16 protein-coding genes are annotated in these 16,493 nt (G+C 73.4%); 7 read left to right on the forward strand and 9 right to left on the reverse strand.

Going from position 1 to position 16,493, the window contains the following annotated elements; genetic code table 11:
* Positions 1–125: 125 nt before the first annotated feature.
* Genes DEU31_RS09110 through DEU31_RS09125 form a run of 4 tightly spaced genes read right to left on the reverse strand, consistent with a single transcriptional unit; the run spans position 126 to position 4,336 of the window.
* Complete coding sequence (locus DEU31_RS09110) at positions 126–938, reverse strand: glycerophosphodiester phosphodiesterase (RefSeq protein WP_010551568.1); 813 nt, start codon at positions 936–938, stop codon at positions 126–128.
* Positions 910–1,896: an SURF1 family protein gene (locus tag DEU31_RS09115; RefSeq protein ID WP_133676882.1), complete on the reverse strand. Its 987-nt coding sequence runs from the start codon at positions 1,894–1,896 to the stop codon at positions 910–912. The genes DEU31_RS09110 and DEU31_RS09115 overlap by 29 nt, the downstream gene beginning before the upstream one ends.
* Positions 1,893–2,423, reverse strand: coding sequence for a hypothetical protein (locus tag DEU31_RS09120; RefSeq protein ID WP_133676883.1), 531 nt, complete (start codon positions 2,421–2,423; stop codon positions 1,893–1,895). Before DEU31_RS09120 ends, DEU31_RS09115 begins: the two co-directional genes overlap by 4 nt.
* On the reverse strand, positions 2,420–4,336 hold the full coding sequence (locus DEU31_RS09125; RefSeq protein ID WP_133676884.1) for a hypothetical protein: 1,917 nt from the start codon (positions 4,334–4,336) through the stop codon (positions 2,420–2,422). Before DEU31_RS09125 ends, DEU31_RS09120 begins: the two co-directional genes overlap by 4 nt.
* A gap of 167 nt (positions 4,337–4,503) precedes the next feature.
* Here DEU31_RS09125 and DEU31_RS09130 point away from each other — a divergent pair, with 167 nt between their 5' ends.
* Both DEU31_RS09130 and DEU31_RS09135 read left to right on the forward strand, forming a co-directional pair.
* A complete protein-coding gene (locus tag DEU31_RS09130; RefSeq protein ID WP_010551564.1) occupies positions 4,504–5,229 on the forward strand; it encodes a beta-ketoacyl-ACP reductase in 726 nt (241 codons plus the stop codon).
* Positions 5,230–5,274: 45 nt separating this feature from the next.
* Positions 5,275–5,802: a histidine phosphatase family protein gene (locus tag DEU31_RS09135; RefSeq protein WP_133676885.1), complete on the forward strand. Its 528-nt coding sequence runs from the start codon at positions 5,275–5,277 to the stop codon at positions 5,800–5,802.
* A gap of 64 nt (positions 5,803–5,866) precedes the next feature.
* Here the strand turns inward: DEU31_RS09135 and serB are convergent, their stop codons facing one another.
* Together serB and glgC are read right to left on the reverse strand one after the other, a co-directional pair.
* Positions 5,867–6,547: a phosphoserine phosphatase SerB gene (serB, locus tag DEU31_RS09140; RefSeq protein WP_126985565.1), complete on the reverse strand. Its 681-nt coding sequence runs from the start codon at positions 6,545–6,547 to the stop codon at positions 5,867–5,869.
* Positions 6,544–7,785 carry a glucose-1-phosphate adenylyltransferase gene (gene glgC / locus DEU31_RS09145; protein ID WP_126985567.1) on the reverse strand — a complete coding sequence of 414 codons (1,242 nt, stop codon included), beginning with the start codon at positions 7,783–7,785 and terminating at the stop codon, positions 6,544–6,546. The genes serB and glgC overlap by 4 nt, the downstream gene beginning before the upstream one ends.
* A gap of 127 nt (positions 7,786–7,912) precedes the next feature.
* Here glgC and glgA point away from each other — a divergent pair, with 127 nt between their 5' ends.
* Positions 7,913–9,106: a glycogen synthase gene (glgA, locus tag DEU31_RS09150; protein WP_010551560.1), complete on the forward strand. Its 1,194-nt coding sequence runs from the start codon at positions 7,913–7,915 to the stop codon at positions 9,104–9,106.
* Between the two features lie 45 nt (positions 9,107–9,151).
* On the opposite strand, the gene DEU31_RS09155 is transcribed toward glgA, so the two are convergent.
* Positions 9,152–9,937 (reverse strand): hypothetical protein, encoded by a 786-nt coding sequence (locus DEU31_RS09155; protein ID WP_133676886.1) that lies wholly within the window; start codon positions 9,935–9,937, stop codon positions 9,152–9,154.
* On the reverse strand, positions 9,934–11,481 hold the full coding sequence (locus DEU31_RS09160; protein WP_133676887.1) for an RNB domain-containing ribonuclease: 1,548 nt from the start codon (positions 11,479–11,481) through the stop codon (positions 9,934–9,936). The genes DEU31_RS09155 and DEU31_RS09160 overlap by 4 nt, the downstream gene beginning before the upstream one ends.
* Positions 11,482–11,587: 106 nt before the next feature.
* Here DEU31_RS09160 and DEU31_RS09165 point away from each other — a divergent pair, with 106 nt between their 5' ends.
* From DEU31_RS09165 to DEU31_RS09180, 4 genes are all read left to right on the forward strand, one after another.
* The gene (locus DEU31_RS09165; RefSeq protein WP_010551557.1) at positions 11,588–12,382 is read left to right on the forward strand and encodes an ABC transporter ATP-binding protein; all 795 of its coding nucleotides are present in this window, start codon (positions 11,588–11,590) and stop codon (positions 12,380–12,382) included.
* A 4-nt stretch (positions 12,383–12,386) separates the two neighbouring features.
* Positions 12,387–13,217: an RNA methyltransferase gene (locus tag DEU31_RS09170; protein WP_010551556.1), complete on the forward strand. Its 831-nt coding sequence runs from the start codon at positions 12,387–12,389 to the stop codon at positions 13,215–13,217.
* Positions 13,218–13,284: 67 nt separating this feature from the next.
* Complete coding sequence (locus DEU31_RS09175) at positions 13,285–14,187, forward strand: aldo/keto reductase (protein ID WP_133676888.1); 903 nt, start codon at positions 13,285–13,287, stop codon at positions 14,185–14,187.
* Between the two features lie 23 nt (positions 14,188–14,210).
* Complete coding sequence (locus DEU31_RS09180; RefSeq protein ID WP_133676889.1) at positions 14,211–15,098, forward strand: helix-turn-helix transcriptional regulator; 888 nt, start codon at positions 14,211–14,213, stop codon at positions 15,096–15,098.
* A gap of 84 nt (positions 15,099–15,182) precedes the next feature.
* Here DEU31_RS09180 and DEU31_RS09185 read toward each other — a convergent pair whose 3' ends face one another.
* Positions 15,183–16,379 carry an MFS transporter gene (locus DEU31_RS09185; RefSeq protein WP_133676890.1) on the reverse strand — a complete coding sequence of 399 codons (1,197 nt, stop codon included), beginning with the start codon at positions 16,377–16,379 and terminating at the stop codon, positions 15,183–15,185.
* Positions 16,380–16,493 lie beyond the last annotated feature (114 nt).

Here is a 16,493-nt window from a genome sequence, read left to right on the forward strand (position 1 = left end):
CCGGGGTACGGGGCCGGACGGGGTGCCGTCCGGAAGGTCTGTGGGGTGTCGTGCGCGGCGACACCCGGAGGTGTCAACGCCTGCGGGGCCGGATCTCTTCCCGGGAGCTGCACGGCCCTCGCGGGTCAGGCGTCGTCGAGGAGCTCGGAGAGCAGGTCGACACGATTGGTGATGATACCATCCACGCCCTTGACCAGCAGATCCTGCATGGTCACAGGGTCGTCCACGGTCCACACGTGCACCTCGCAGCCCGCATGGTGCGCGGCGGCGACGGTGTCCCGGGTCACCACCGGGATCCCCTTGTAGGTCTTCGGCACCTGCAGCGCGCCGTAGGGGGCGAGCATCCGGTCGGTGACGGCGAGCGGGGCCTCGAGCGCTCGGGCGGCGAGGAAGCGGCCGATCACGCCGCGGGAGGGGCTGCGCACGGCGGTGACCCCGGTCGCGGCGCGGAGCGTGGCGACCGCACGGCGCACCACGGCGCCGTCGAAGCCGGCCAGGCAGACCCGGTCGGCGCTGCGGGTCCGGGCGATCGCGGCGACGGCGGGACCGATCGCGGAGGGGCTCTTCACGTCGATGTTCAGCGGGACGTCCGGGAAGGCGTCCAGCACGTCCTCGAGCATCGCGAGCGGCCGGTCGCCGGGCAGCCGCACGGCGCCGGCGTCCGTCGCCGAGAGCTCGTCGATGCGGCGGGGGTCGCCCGCGATGCGGGCGAGGTCCTCGTCGTGCACGGCGAGGGCCAGCCCGTCCCGGGTCGCGCGGGTGTCGGTCTCGAGCATGTCCGCGCCGGCGTCGAGGGCGGCGCGGAAAGCCTCGAGGGTGTTCTCCGGCGCCTCGAGCGCGAGGCCCCGGTGGGCGATGCGGCGCGGCCGCGGGCCGGGCAGGAAGCGCGAGGCGGGCGCTCCGGGCCGCTCAGGGCTGCTGCTGGTCGATGAGGGCATCCTCTTCCTCCTCGTCCTGGCCCCGTCGACGCGCGCGGACGGCGCGTCGGGGGCGATGGTCTGCGGTGTCCCGTGCGCCGGACCGCACCGGGGTCCGGGACGCCGGGGCGGCGGCATGCGGGTCCGACGCGGCGATCGCGCCCGGCGCGCCGTCCTCGTCGGCGCCGGGCGATGCCCCCGCGGCGGCCTCGGCCTCCTCCGCGGCGAGGTCCTGGAACTGGCGGCGCAGGCGGAAGATCAGGGCGCCCGGGAAGAACAGCGCGAAGATCCACCACTGGAAGGCGTAGGACAGATGCGGTCCGAGGCCCGTCTCCGGTGCCGGGAGCGGCTGCGGCCGGTCCGCGGCCGGCTCCTCCTGCGCGAGCTCGCCGAAGGCGCCGATCACCGCGGCGTCCGTGTCCAGGCCGAGCTGGGAGGCGATCTGGGTGGGGTTGACGGAGTGGGCCTGGCCCTCCGGCGGGACCCGGTCCAGCACCGGCTCCGCCGTCCGCAGACGGGCGGTCACCGTGAGGGTGCCCTCCGGGACGGGCGCCGGATCGGCGGGGGAGCTGGCGTCGGCGTCCTCGGGCACCCAGCCGCGCACGACCATCAGCGTGGTGCCGTCCTCGACGCGGAAGGGGACCAGCTGCCAGAAGCCGACCTCGCCGCCGAGCTGGCGGTTGCGGACGTAGAGCACGCAGCCGGGATTGGTGCAGTAGCTGCCCTGCATCTCGACCGGGGTCCACACCTGCGCGTCCGGGAGCGGAGCGGCAGGATCGGGCATCGCCTCGGCGAGGGGGACGGCAGAGGCGTCGTAGTTCTCCTCGATCACCGCGGCACGGTCGCGCTTGTCCTCGAAGCGGCCGTACTGCCACAGCCCGAGCGACACGCAGACGGCGGCGAGCAGGAGCACGACCACGAGGCCGAGGAGGGTGTCGCGGGAGAGCAGGATGCGGCGACGGGCGGAGCGGTCGGTCATCCGCGATCAGGTGCCGCGGCGCCCGTCCCGTGATCACCGGGCATCGCGTGCCCGGCCCCGTGCAGATGGCTCGCCTGCTCGCCGAGCACGCCGGTGAGGTCCTCGATCCCGAACTGCACCAGCTGCACGAAGAGGATCACCGTCGCGGCGGTGAGCAGCAGGCCGAGGGCCGTGACCGTGATGGTCATCCCCAGGCGCAGCCGCGGCCGGTCCCTGCGGGGCTGTGCCGGCGGGAAGCCGTAGTCCTCGTCCTGGAGGTGGTTCTCGGTCCACATCCCGGGGTTGAGGACGGAGACCGGGTACTGCTCGACCCGCGCCCGGGGGCGGGCGCCGCTGGCGGGGACGTCCTCGGAGTCCTGCAGCGGCGCCGCGGCCTGCGGGGCGGAGCGGTCGTCCGTCCAGAGCCTCCACCCGGCCGGTACCGGCCCCCAGGAGGGGCCGGGCCGGAAGTCCGCCGGCGGGACCCACTCGTCATGCGGGGGTTCGGGCCAGTTCGGCGGCGGGTTGAAGCGCTGTGCGGAGGTCACGCAGGGACGTCCCAGGAGTAGGTGTCCGAGTAGGAGTTGAACTCCAGCTTGAGGTCGCCGGCGCGCTTGACGTCGAACAGCATCGTCATCGTGTACTCGTCGCCGGCCGTGAAGCCGTCCTCGGGGTAGAAGCCGGCCCCGGAGCCCTTGAGCCCGTAGGTCTCGCTCGACGGCGTGATGCCGCCGCCGTAGGGGGTGATCACGGTGAACTGCTGCGGGTTGAGTCCGTCGAAGGTGCCCTCGGTGACGCTGAGCTTCGCGGTGAGGACGAGGTAGTCGCCCTGCTCGCCGGGCTCGACGGTGCCGTCGTACTCGCTCGGGAGCTTGTCGGCGGGGGTGTAGGTCATGTGCACGGCGAGCGTCCCGGTGCCGTCGGTGCCCACGATTTCCACCGGCTTCGCGGAGGGGTCGATGGTGGCGAGGTCGGTCGGGGTCGGCTCGGGCTCCTCCGCCTCGTCGTCAGTGGTCTCCTCGGGCGTCGTCTCCTCGCCGCCGTCGGTGGTCTCCTCCTGGGAGGTGGTGGGGTCGCCGCCGCCGGTCGGCTCGTCGCCGCCGCGGTTCAGCAGGAACACGCCGCCGATGATCGCGAGGACGAGCGCGATGATGATCAGGAGGATGCAGCCGACCCACCAGAAGCGCCGGACGATGCCCTTCTTCGGCGGCTCGGCGCCGGTCGACGCGGTCCATGCTGCCCCGGAGTCGGTCGAGGGGGAGCCGGGGCCGTAGCCCTGCGAGGGCGAGCCCTGACCGTAGCCCTGGGCGCCGTAGTCGGCGGGCGAGGCCTGGCCGTAGCCCTGGTCCGCCGAGGCCTGACCGTAGCCCTGGTCCGCCGAGGCCTGACCGTAGCCCTGGGCCGGGGAGGCCTGGCCGTAGCCGGCCTGCGCCTGCCCGTAGCCCTGGTCGGCGGAGCCCTGGCCATACCCCTGCTCCTGGCCGTAGCCGGACGCGGCCTCGCCCTGGCCCTGTCCCTGGCCGTAGACGGGCGCGGAGGGGGCGCCGTCGTCGGCGGAGCCCTGGGCGGCGTCGGAGGAGCCCTGGGCGGCGTATGCGCCGCCGACCGCGGCGCCACCGGCCACGGCGCCGCCGACCGCGGCGCCACCGGCCACGGCGCCGCCGGCCGCGGCCGCGCCCCAGCCCGCACCGCTGCCGTCCGCGTCCTGGGCGGAGGCGTCCTGGGCCTGCGCCGGCTCGGCGGTCTCGTACGGGGCCTGCTGGGCGAGGCCCGCCTCGAGGTCGGGTCCCGCGTACTCGGCGGTCTCCGAGGCCCCGGAAGTCCCGTCGGCCTCGGGGTCGGTCCCGGCGGTGCGGGGGTCGGTGCCCGCGACGTGCGTCGCGTCCTCGGCGGGCGCGGACTGCTGCGCGGCGTCGGCCCCGGCGGGCGCCGGTGCGGGCGCCCCTTGGTCGACGGGATCCGCCGCATGCCGCCCACGGGTGTCGTCGGCGTGCGCGCCGGCGGGTGCGCCCTGCGCGGCGTCGGCACCGCTCGGAGCGGCGCCGTAGGGGTTGATCGCGCCGTACTGGCCGGTGGTGCCCTGCGAGGCAGGGGCGTCCTGGCCGGCGGCGTCCTGGCCTGCGGGAACATCCTGACCGGCGGAGGGGTCCTGGGCATCCGCCGCGGGCTCTGAGGCGGTGGTCACGGGCTGCTGAGGCTGCTGCGCCACGTGCGTCTGCGCATCATCGCCGGCGCTCAGCCGCGTCGCGTCGTCCTCGACCGGCGCGGGCTCCTGCGCAGGAGCGGGCTGCTCGGCCGGAGCCTGCTCCGGCGCGGCCGCCGGGGCGTCCTCGGCGCTGACCCAGAAGTTCCAGCCCTCGGGCGCGGGGCCCCACGACGGATCCGGCTGCCAGCCGGGAGGCGGGCTCCACTGCGGATCGTCGATCGGCCAGTTCGGCGGAGGATTGAAGCGATAGGCCATCGTGGGGCACCTTCCGGAGCTGTGGGCGGGGCCGGGTCCCCCCTCGGGTCCCGACACTCTCTCGCCCCGTATCGTAGAGCACACACCCCTACCGGGCGGCGTCCCCGCCGCGTGCCGACACACCGGTTCCACGCCGCTCCCGCCGCCCCTGACACGAAGGAGTCCGCATGACCGAGAGCATCCCCGAGCCCCGCAGCGTCCTGGTCACGGGAGGCAACCGGGGCATCGGCCGGTCGATCGCGGAGGAGTTCCTCCGCCGCGGCGACAAGGTCGCGGTCACCAGCCGCTCCGGCACCGGCGGCCCCGAGGGCGCGCTCACCGTCGCCGCCGACGTCACCGACGGCGACAGCCTCACCGCCGCGATCAAGGCGGTCGAGGCCGAGAACGGACCGATCGAGGTGATGGTCGCGAACGCCGGCATCACCGACGACCAGCTCCTGCTGCGGATGAGCGACGAGTCCTTCGAGACGGTGCTCGACACCAACCTCACCGGCGCCTTCCGCACGGTGCAGCGCGTGATCAAGTCGATGGTGCGCAGGAAGAAGGGCCGCATCGTGCTGATCAGCTCGGTGGTGGGCCTGTACGGCTCGCCCGGACAGGTCAACTACGCGGCCTCGAAGTCCGGTCTGGTCGGCATCGCCCGCGCACTCACCCGCGAGCTCGGGTCCCGCGGCATCACCGCGAACGTGGTCGCGCCCGGCTACATCGACACCGAGATGACCCAGCAGCTCTCCGAGGATCTCCAGGACAGCTACCGCAAGGCGATCCCCGCCGGGCGCTTCGCGGACCCGGAGGAGGTGGCCCGCGTCGTGGCGTTCGTCGCGAGCGACGATGCGGCGTACATCTCCGGCGCCGTCATCCCCGTCGACGGCGGCCTGGGCATGGGACACTGATCCCCGTCCCGAACCGACCGACCGTGAAGGTGTGAACCCACCCCGATGTCCTCCTCCGCCCCCGCCAGTCGTCTGCTGCTCCTGATGCGCCACGGCAAGGCGGAGAACAGCTCCGGCCAGCCCGACCACGAGCGTGCGCTGGCCGAGCGCGGACAGTCCCAGGCCCGACTGGTGGGGGAGTACCTCGCCGCGCAGAACGTGGAGGTCTCCCGGGTGCTCGTCTCGGACTCCACCCGCACCGCGCAGACCTGGGAGGGCGTCCGCTCGCAGATGACGGACTTCGACGGAGAGGTCACCTCGCACGAGGAGATCTACTCCGGCGGCCCCTCGGAGCTGCTCTCGCTGGTCCGGGGCGTCGCCCCGGAGCACGCGGTGGTCCTGGTGATCGGGCACGAGCCGACCATCTCCTCGCTCAGCGCGCTGCTGGCGGACGACGACTCCGACGCCGGGGCGACCGCGCAGGCCCGCATCGGCATGCCGACCGGCTCCATGTCCGTGCTCTCCGGCTCCCTGGAGAACTGGGAGGCGCTCGGCGAGGACGCGCTCACCCTGCACACCATCGTCCGCCCCTGAGGCCGACGCGACAGCGCCCGCCCCACCGTCGCGGTGGGGCGGGCGCTGTGCTGTGCGGAGCCGCTCAGCGGGAGGCCGCGGCCTCCAGGTGCGGCCAGGCGTCCAGCAGCGACTCCCCGTCCAGCACCACGTCGGCCATCTCCCGCAGCGCGGGCTTCGCCCGGAAGGCGATGCCGGTGCCGGCGGCGGCGAGCATCTCGCGGTCGTTCGCCCCGTCGCCCATCGCCACGATCCGCGCGACCGGCACGCCGTGCCGCGCGGCGAGCTCCTCGAGGGTGGCGCGCTTCGCGGCGCCGTCGATGATCGGGCCGGAGACCTTCCCGGTGAGGCGGCCGCCCGCGATCTCGAAGCGGTTCGCCCGCACGTGGTCGATGCCCGCCTCGGCGGCGAGGGGATCGATCACCTCGTGGAACCCGCCGGAGACCAGCGCGGTCGCCCAGCCGGCCGCCTTCGCGCGGCGCACCAGCTCGAGCGCGCCGGGCGTCGGCACCAGCGAGGAGCGCACCTCGGCGAGCACCGAGTCGTCGAGCCCCTCCAGCAGCGCCACCCGCGCCCGCAGCGACGCGGCGAAGTCGAGCTCGCCGCGCATCGCCGCGGTGGTGATCTCCTCGACCTCGGCCCGCACGCCGGCGTGATCGGCGACGAGCTCGATCACCTCCTGCGTGAGGAAGGTCGAGTCGACGTCGGAGACGAGCAGCCCCGTCGCGAGGGAGGTCGTCGTGGTCCCGGGAACTGCGGCGCTCACGGCTCGATGACCGTGCCCTTGCCGATCACGGTGATGCCGGAGTCGGTGACGACCCAGCCGCGGGCCCGGTCCTTCTCGGCGTCCAGGCCGATCTGGGTGCGCGGGGGGACGACCACGTCCTTGTCGATGATCGCGCGGTGGATCTGGCAGTGCCGACCCACCGTGACGCCGTCCATCAGCACGGAGTCCGAGACCGTCGACCACGAGTTCACGCGCACCCCGGGGGAGAGCACGGAGCTGGAGACCGAGGCGCCGGAGACGACCACACCGGGAGAGATGACGGAGTCCACCGCGGAGCCGACGCGGCCGGGGCCGGCGTGGACGAACTTCGCCGGCGGCGCGTTGCGGTGCCCGGTGAAGGTGGGCCACTTGTCGTTGTAGAGGTTGAACACGGGGTGGATCGAGATCAGATCCATGTGCGCGTCGTAGAAGGCGTCCAGGGTGCCGACGTCGCGCCAGTAGTCGCGGTCGCGATCGGTGGAGCCCGGCACGTCGTTGTGGATGAAGTCGTAGACCGTCGCGTCGCCGTTCTCCACGAACGAGGGGACGATGTCCCCGCCCATGTCGTGCTTGGAGGAGTCGTCCTCGGCGTCGCGGGTGACGGCCTCGACCAGCGCGTCGGCGGTGAAGATGTAGTTGCCCATCGAGGCGAGGACCGAGGAGGGGTCGTCGGCCAGGCCCTCGGTCTCCTTCGGCTTCTCGACGAAGGCCTTGATGGCGGTGGGGTCCGACGGATCGGTCTCGATGACGCCGAACTGGTCCGACAGCTCGATCGGCTGACGGATCGCGGCGACCGTGCAGGAGCGGCCGGACTCGATGTGCGCGTCCAGCATCTGCGAGAAGTCCATGCGGTAGATGTTGTCGGCGCCGACGACGACCACGTACTCCGGCTTCTCGTCGTGGATCAGGTTCAGCGACTGGGCGATCGCGTCGGCGCTGCCGCGGAACCAGTGCTTGCCCATCCGCTGCTGCGCGGGGACCGGCGCGACGTAGTTGCCCAGCAGCGAGCTCATCCGCCACGTCTGGGCGATGTGCTTGTCCAGCGAGTGCGACTTGTACTGGGTGAGCACGACGATCTTGAGATAGCCGGAGTTGACGATGTTCGACAGGGCGAAGTCGATGAGGCGGTAGATGCCGCCGAACGGCACCGCGGGCTTTGCCCGATCGAGGGTCAGCGGCATCAGCCGCTTCCCCTCGCCGCCGGCGAGGACGATGGCGAGGACCTTTTGGGACGACATGGTGCGAGGATAGTCCAATCGTGGCACTCGTCACGCACATCCCCGAGAGCGTGGACGCACCGGGCGGAACGGGCAAACCGGTCCGCGTCGTGCGCCCCGCGCCGAGGCACGAAGGAGAAGGAACCCCATGCGCGTCGATCTGCTCACCAAGGAGTACCCCCCGGAGGTCTACGGCGGTGCCGGGGTGCACGTCGCCGAGCTCACCAAGGTGCTGCGCCCGCACATCGACGTGCGGGTGCGGGCCTTCGGCGCCGAGCGGCAGGAGGAGGGCACCAGCTCCTACAGCACCCCCGCGGAGCTCGAGGGGGCCAACGCCGCCCTGTCCACCCTCGGCACCGACCTGCTGATCGCCGCGGACTGCGGCGGCGCGGACCTGGTCCATTCCCACACCTGGTACGCGAACTTCGCCGGGCACGTCGCCTCGCTGCTGCACGGGATCCCGCACGTGCTCTCGGCCCACTCCCTCGAGCCGCTGCGCCCGTGGAAGGCGGAGCAGCTCGGCGGCGGCTATCGCGTCTCCTCCTTCGCCGAGCGCACCGCCTACGAGGGCGCCGCCGGGGTCATCGCGGTCTCCGCCGGGATGCGGGAGGACATCCTGCGCGCCTACCCCTCGGTCGACCCGGCGAAGGTGCACGTGGTCCACAACGGCATCGACATCGACTCCTGGGCCCCGAACCAGGACACCTCGGCGCTGACCTCCCGCGGCATCGACCCCGAGGCGCCGACGATCGTGTTCGTCGGCCGGATCACCCGCCAGAAGGGCCTGCCCTACTTCCTGCGGGCGGTGCGCGAGCTGCCCGAGGACTACCAAGTGGTGCTGTGCGCCGGCGCCCCGGACACCCCGGAGATCGCCCAGGAGGTCGACGGGCTCGTCAGGGAGCTGTCCACCACCCGCGGCAACGTGCACCTGATCACCGAGATGCTGCCGCGACACGAGCTGACCCAGATCCTCACCCACGCGACCACCTTCGCGTGCCCGAGCATCTACGAGCCGCTCGGCATCGTGAACCTCGAGGCCATGGCCTGCGGCACCCCCGTGGTCGCCTCCGCGACCGGCGGCATCCCCGAGGTCGTCGCCGACGGGGAGACCGGCTACCTGGTCCAGCTCGAGCAGCTCAGCGACGGCACCGGAACCCCCGTGGACCCGGAGAGGTTCATCGCCGACACCCGCGACGCGCTGGTGCGGATGGTCTCGGACCCGGCACGGGCGAAGGAGATGGGCGAGGCCTCGCGCCGCCGCGCCGCCGAGCACTTCTCCTGGACCTCGATCGCGGAGCGCACCCTGGAGGTCTACCGCACCGTCATCGAGCAGTCGCGTTGACCGCCTGAGCCCCGGCCGTCCCGGCGTGCGCCGGGACGGCCGGCCTCAGCCGAGCTCGTCCAGCACGATCCGCTCGACCGCCTCGACCAGCGCCGCGCGCGCCGCCTCGTGCAGCTCGTCGAGCAGGCCCCGCCGCGCGAGCGCCTCGGAGAGGTCGATCGTGTGACCGTGGCCCTCCTCGATCTCGGAGCGGGTCAGCAGCAGGGTGCGAGAGGCGAGGACCAGCAGGTGCGCGGCCGCCCCGTCGACGTGGCGGGGCAGGGCGGTGGAGATCCAGCCGGGCGGGATGCGGGCGGCCTCGACCGGCTCCTCGGGCACCAGGTCCAGGTCGATGCTCCCCTCGGCCGTGCGGCGCAGCGCGCGCAGCAGCTCCTCGCGGGCGCTGCCCGAGGTCGCCGCGGGCGGGACCTGCGCGCCGAGCGGCGCCTCGACCTTCGCCCAGGTCACCGCGGTGACCTCGCGTCCCTCGACCTCGACCGGGGTCAGCACCGGGACGAGGGTGTGATCGGCGATCCCGGCGCCGGTGACGATGATCGCCTGCTCCGCCTCGAGGGCGAGCGGCACCACCGGAGGCGGGCCGACGAGGCCCGCGAGCCGGCCGGGGCCGGGCAGCACCAGACGCAGCTGGGCGAGCGGCAGGCGGCGCAGCGCCGTCATCCACTCGAACAGGTCCGTGCCCTCGCCGGAGGGTCCGGAGCGGCCCACGCCGTGGCTCATCCGGGCGGCGTCGTCGGGCCCGAGATCGCCGCGCAGGTAGGCGGCGGTCCACAGCATCAGCACCGCCGCCCGGGGGAGGGCGACGAGATCACGCCCGGCAGCGGCCTCGCTCACGAGCCGGCTCCGTCCGCGCCGCCGGGCGCCCCGTCGTCGGCCGCGCTCGACTCGTCGGCCGCGACGAAGACCGCCCGCCGCGCGGGGACGTCCACCGTCTCCAGCCGCACCCGCACCACGGTGCCGACCTCCGCATCCATCGGCACCCAGGCGGTCACCGGCGGATCGGTCAGCTGCACCTCGACGCGCAGCGGGGCGCCGGAGCCGTTGCCGTTGCCCTCGCTCGCCTCGCGCCGCTCGATCACCGTCGCGTCGAAGGTCTCGCCCTGCCAGGCGGCGAGCGCGGCGGTCTCCACCAGCTCGCGGGCGGCCCGCTCGAGGTTCCCGGCCTGCGCGCCGGTGGACTGCATCGCCTCGGGGATCTCGCCGAGGGCGGCGAGCAGCTCCTGCGAGGGGCTGCGGCCCTGTGCATGGTCCAGGCAGACCAGCAGCACGAAGCGGTCCACGAGGCGGCGCAGCGGGGCGGTGGTGTGGGCGTAGGGCGCGGCGATCGCGGCCTGCACCGGGTCCTCGGGCACCTCCTCGGGACGGGTGAACGCCGCATAGGAGGCGCCGCGGAACAGGGAGGTGGCGTGGTTCAGCAGCGCGAGATGGGTCGGCTCGCGCCAGTGCAGGGAGCGCAGGAACTCCCCGTACTCCACGCCCTCGCGCCAGGGCACTCCCAGCACCTCGCTCTGGCGGCGGAAGCGGTCCACGGCGCGCTGCTCCGCCGGCGGCATGGTGCGCAGGATCCCCGCGCCGTGCTCGAGCATCAGGCTCGCCGCGGCCATGCCGGTCATCAGCGAGAGCTGCGCGTTCGCGTCCTCGATCGGGTTCATGCTCCGCCAGGTCAGGCGCACGTGGTCCTCCTCGGCCACCACCTCCTGCTCGGGCACGTTCAGGCTCGCCCCACCGCGCTCGGCCTCGAGCGCGGTGCGGAGGTCGCCGATCTCCTGCAGCAGCACCATCATCGGATGGCCGTGTCCGGCGTCGAGCTCCTGCTGCACCCGGTCGTAGGCGAGCTTCGCGACGGAGCGGACCAGCGCCCGCTCGAGCCCGATCCCGACGACCACGCCGCGCTCGTCCAGCGTCAGCTCCCACACGAAGGCGGGCGCGGTCTGCTCCGGCAGCAGGGAGGCGACGCCCTCGGAGAGCACCTCGGGATGCAGCGGTATGCGTCGGTCCGGGAGGTAGAGGGTCTCCCCGCGCCGCCGAGCCTCGTGGTCGATCACACCGTCGAGGTCGACGAAGAAGGGCACGTCCGCGATCGCGTACAGCACCCGGTACCCCTCCGTGGTGCGCTCCAGGTGCATCGCCTGGTCGAGGTCCGTGGAGCTTGCCGGGTCCAGGGTCACGAAGGGCACGTCGGTGAGATCGCGTCGGTCCGCACCGCCTGCCGCGGCGTCACGCCCCGCGGCCTCCTCGGCGGCGGCGAGCACGTCGGCGGGGAACTCGAGCGGCACGTCGCCGTCGTGGTCCGCCAGGAGCGCGTCGATGCCCTCGCGGAGGTCGTCGGCGGCGACCGAGCCGCGCGGTGCGAGCAGGGAGACGGGACGGTGCGCCACAGGGACCTCCAGCAGGTCGGGGTCGGACCGGGCCAGTCTAGGCAGGGGCCGACGCGCCCGGTGGGCCGACCACGGACAGGGGCGCCCAGGCGATAGGCTCGGGGCCATGTCCGTCGCAGCAGCCTCCCTGACCGATGTCACCGTCACCCGCAGCGGGAAGACCATCCTCGACGAGGTGACCCTCCGGATCGGGGAGGGGGAGCGCTGGGCGGTGCTCGGCCCCAACGGCGCCGGCAAGTCCACCCTCGTGCGTCTGCTCTCGGCACGGCTGCACCCCACCTCCGGCACCGTCGAGATCCTCGGCGAGCAGCTGGGCCGCGTGGACATCTTCGAGCTGCGCCCCCTGCTGGGGCTGGCGAGCCAGGAGCTCGCCGACACGATCCCGGCCGACGAGACCGCCGAGAACGTCGTGGTCACCGCCGGGTACGGCGTCGTCGGCCGGTGGCGGGAGAGCTACGACGAAGTCGACCTCGAGCGCGCTCGCACCCTGCTGGCCGCCTTCGGCGTCGGCGACCTCGCGGGCCGTCACTTCGGCACCCTCTCCACCGGCGAGCGCAAGCGCGTCCTCGCCGCCCGCGCCCTGATGACCGACCCGGAGCTGCTGCTGCTGGACGAGCCCGCGGCGGGCCTGGACCTCGGCGGCCGCGAGGCGCTCGTGCGCACCCTGGGCCGGCTCGCGAAGGACCCCGCGACCCCGGTGACGCTGCTGGTCACCCACCACGTCGAGGAGATCCCGCCGGGCTACACCCATGTCGCGCTGCTGCGCGACGGCGGCCTGGTCGCCGCCGGCCCCATCGCCGAGACCCTCACCTCCCAGAACCTGACGAGGACGTTCGGGCTGCCGCTCGTGGTGGAGCAGCGCGGCGAGCGCTTCACCGCCCGCTCCCTCTCCCTGGACTGAGCGCATGAGCGAGGCGCAGCTGCGCCGGATCACCGAGCTCGGGGACCCGGCGCTCGACGACTACCTGCGCATGACGGACGTGAAGCTCCGCTCCCGTGTCGAGGTGGAGCGGGGCCTGTTCATGGCCGAGAGCTTCGAGGTCATCTCCCGCGCCATGGACGCCGGGATGGCACCGCGTTCGTTCCTGATGAGCGAGAAATGGCTTCAGAAGTTCGCGCCGCTGTACGAGCGCTTCCCCGAGGTGCCCGTGTTCGTGGGGGAGGAGGCGCTGCTCGAGCAGCTCACCGGCTTCCACCTCCACCGCGGCGCGCTCGCGGCCATGCAGCGCCCCGAGCTGCCCGGTGTGGCCGAGCTGCTGGAGGGGGCGCGGACCGTCGCCGTGCTCGAGGACATCGTGGACCACACGAACGTCGGGGCGATGTTCCGCTCCGCCGCGGCGCTGGGCGTGGATGCGGTGCTGGTGACCCCGCAGTGCGCGGACCCGCTGTACCGCCGCTCGATCCGTGTCTCGATGGGCACCGTCTTCCAGGTGCCGTGGACCCGGCTGACCTCCTGGCCCGCCGCGGGCATCGAGGGGCTGCACGAGGCCGGCTTCGACGTGCTCGCCCTGGCGCTGACCGACGGGGCGGCGCCGCTGGACGGAGTGGACCTCGGCCCGAAGCGGAAGGTCGCCCTCGTGCTCGGCGCGGAGGGCCACGGCCTGAAGCCCGCGACGCTCCGTGCGGTCGACGAGCACGTGGTGATCCCGATGGCCGGGGGAGTGGACTCCCTCAACGTCGCCGCGGCCAGCGCCGTGGTGTTCTGGCAGCGTCGGGCGATGCTCGCGCAGGCCTGAGCCCCGCCGCGAAGGGGGAACTGCCAGTTCCTCCCGTCCCGTCGCCCCTGCTCCTAGCGTGGACAGCATGACGATCGATCTCACCGCAACGAATCCCTCCTTCACCCTGAACAACGGCGTGACGATGCCGGCCCTCGGCCTCGGCGTCTTCCAGACCCCGCCGGAGGAGACCTCCGCCGCGGTCGCCGAGGCCCTGCGCATCGGCTACCGCCACATCGACACCGCCGCGGCCTACGGCAACGAGCGGGAGGTGGGGGAGGGGCTGCGCGCCTCGGGCGTGGACCGCTCCGAGGTGTTCCTCGAGACGAAGCTGTGGATCACCGACTACGGCTACGACCAGGCGCTGCACGGCTTCGAGAAGTCCGCCGCGAAGCTCGGCGTCGACCAGATCGACCTGCTCCTGCTGCACCAGCCGCTGACCAGCGAGTTCGAGAAGACGATCGGCGCCTACAAGGCGCTGGAGACGCTGCTGGCCGACGGGCGCGTGCGCGCCATCGGCATCAGCAACGTCATGCCGGATGTGCTCGAGCGCCTGCTCGAGGCGACCGATGTGACCCCCGCTGTGAACCAGGTCGAGTCCCACCCCTACTTCGCGCAGCGCGACGTGCAGGAGGCGAACGCCCGCCACGGCATCCTCACCCAGGCCTGGTCCCCGATCGGCGGGATCACCCACTACCGAGGCGACGTGGAGCGCTCCACCCTGACCGACCCGGTGATCGGCGAGATCGCCGCCGCGCACGGCCTCACGCCGGCGCAGGTCATGCTGCGCTGGGGCCTCCAGCAGGGCCGCTCGGTCATCCCGAAGTCCGTGCGCCCCGAGCGGATCGCCGAGAACCTCGACGTGTTCCGCGTCGAGCTCTCCGACGAGGAGGTCGCCCGGATCGACGCGCTGGAGACCGGCGAGCGCGGCGGCCCCGACCCCGATGCGATCACACTGGAGACCTTCGGCCGCGAGATCCCGGAGGCGTGAGCGGGGAGGAATACGGTGTGACCATGGACCATCGAGCAGAGGTGAGCGATTTCCTGCGCACGCGCCGGGACCGGATCACGCCCTCCCAGGCGGGGATCCTCGGCGACACGCGTCGCCGCGTGCCCGGGCTGCGCCGCGAGGAGGTCGCCGCGGCCACGGGGATCAGCGTCGAGTACTACGCCCGGATCGAGCGCGGTGACCTGCGCGGCGTCTCGACGGAGGTGCTGGACGCGCTCGCCCGCACCCTGCTGCTGGACGAGGCGGAGACAGACCATCTCCACGACCTCGCCGAGGCCGCGGGGCCGCCGGCCCGTCGGCGACCTCGTCCGGCCGAGCAGCCCTTCCCCGACTCGCTGCAGCGCTTCGTCGACGCCGTCTCCGTGCCGGTGTGGGTGCGGGACCGTCGCATGGACGTGGTGGCGACGAATCCCCTCGGCCGTGCGCTGTACGCCCCGGTGCTCGAGGACCCCGCCGCTCGCGGGAACACGGCGAGGTTCGTCTTCTTCAGCCCCGCCGCGCGCACCTTCTTCCCCGACTGGGAGGACAACGCCACCGGCATCGTCGCGACGCTGCGCACCTACGCGGGCCAGTCCCCGCGCGACAAGCGGCTCAGCGACCTCATCGGCGAGCTCGCCACCCGCAGCGACGACTTCCGGGTGCGCTGGGCCGCGCACGACGTGCGCCACCACCGCACCGGTCTCAAGCGCATCCACCACCCGGAGGTGGGGGACCTCGAGCTCGGCTACGAGGCGATGGACTTCCCCGCCCATCCCGACTGGTTCATGTTCGGGTACACCGCCGCGCCCGGCTCGCCCAGCGAGGAGCGGCTGCGGCTGCTGGGCAGCCTCGCGCAGGAGTCGGTCGACGGGGCCCGTTCGACCGCCGACGGGCGCTCCACCGCGGCCGGCTGACGGCACGGCCGGGGCGTCCGAGCGGGCCCGTCGAGCGGGGAGCCGACGCGCGGCGATCCCGCCCCCTGCACCGGCCGTCCGTGCTCAGGCTCGCGCCGTCTCCGCGGGCCGCGCCGCGAGTCGCTTCGCCAGCGGGATCATGACGAGCCCGATCACGGTCAGCACCGCGCAGATCGCGAAGATGCCGCGCGGCCCCAGCAGCGGCAGCGCCCCGGCGGCGATGATCGGCCCGGACAGGATCGCGCCGACGCGCCTCGCGTTCATGAACAGTCCCGTGGACATCCCCGCCCCCGGGATCAGGTCCTGGAAGAGAGTCAGCCCGATCCCGGAGATCGCGGCGAAGCCGAGCGCGTTCGGGATCTGCAGCACGAGCAGCAGCACCGGCTCGGTCACCAGCACCAGCCCGGCGTAGTAGACGGCCGAGAGCACGGCGCCGACCGCGACCAGGGTGAGGTGCGAGATGCGGTCACCGAGCCGCCCGATGATCATCAGCGCCGGCACCTCGAGCGCGGCGGCGACGCCGAGCACGATCCCCGCCCACATGACGCCGAGGCCCACCGTCTCGGTGACGTACAGCGCCATGAACGTCATCGCCGTCGCATTCGTGGCCTGGAACAGCACGAACGCGCCGATGATCACGACGGTCGCTGTCCGGCTGCCGGGCGGCAGGGCGTGCGGGGAGCGGGCCGGCTCGGGCGTCTCCGCGGCGGTGGAGCGGTGCTGCCGCATCATCACTGCGGTCGTCACGATGTTCACCACCGCGATCACCACCAGTGCCAGCAGGATGCCGCGTGCCCCTGCCGAGCCGATGATCGCGGTCGCGAGCGGCGGCCCGCCCATCCACGCCGCGGAGATGATCGCGCGGGTGTCGACGATCGTGGAGGTGGCCGCGCCGACGTCCCGCAGATGGGCGAAGAGCATCGTGGTGCCGAGCCCCGCCGGGCCGCCGAGGACCACCAGCGCCACCGTCGCGAGCGGCAGCGTGCTCACCGCGGCGAGCGCTGCGGCCAGCGCGATCGTCAGCACCGCGGCGGCCATCAGCATCGGCAGGTAGGTGCGGCGCCGGTCCGTCCAGGCGGGCAGCACGATCGAGGCGATGAAGCCGCCGGCGTTGTAGATCGCCAGCGACCAGCCGATGTCCGCGGTGGAGGCGTCGTAGAGCGTGGCGAGGATCAGCGCGAGCGCGGGGCTCAGCAGCGAGGAGTGCAGCCCCCACAGCAGCGCCGCCGACGGCACGAGCAGGCGGGAGGCGAGAGGGCGCCGCGGGGCGTCGGAGGGCATGGAGATCCTTCATCGTTCGGAGGTCGAGCTCCCGGCACGCTATGCCGCCGCCGTCCTCGCCGGGAGGAACTGCCAGGGCACCCCTCAGCACCGGCGCGCGAGCAGGCTGATCGT

Origin of the sequence: Brachybacterium sp. AG952 (assembly GCF_004362645.1) — a bacterium.
GTDB lineage: Bacteria > Actinomycetota > Actinomycetes > Actinomycetales > Dermabacteraceae > Brachybacterium > Brachybacterium conglomeratum.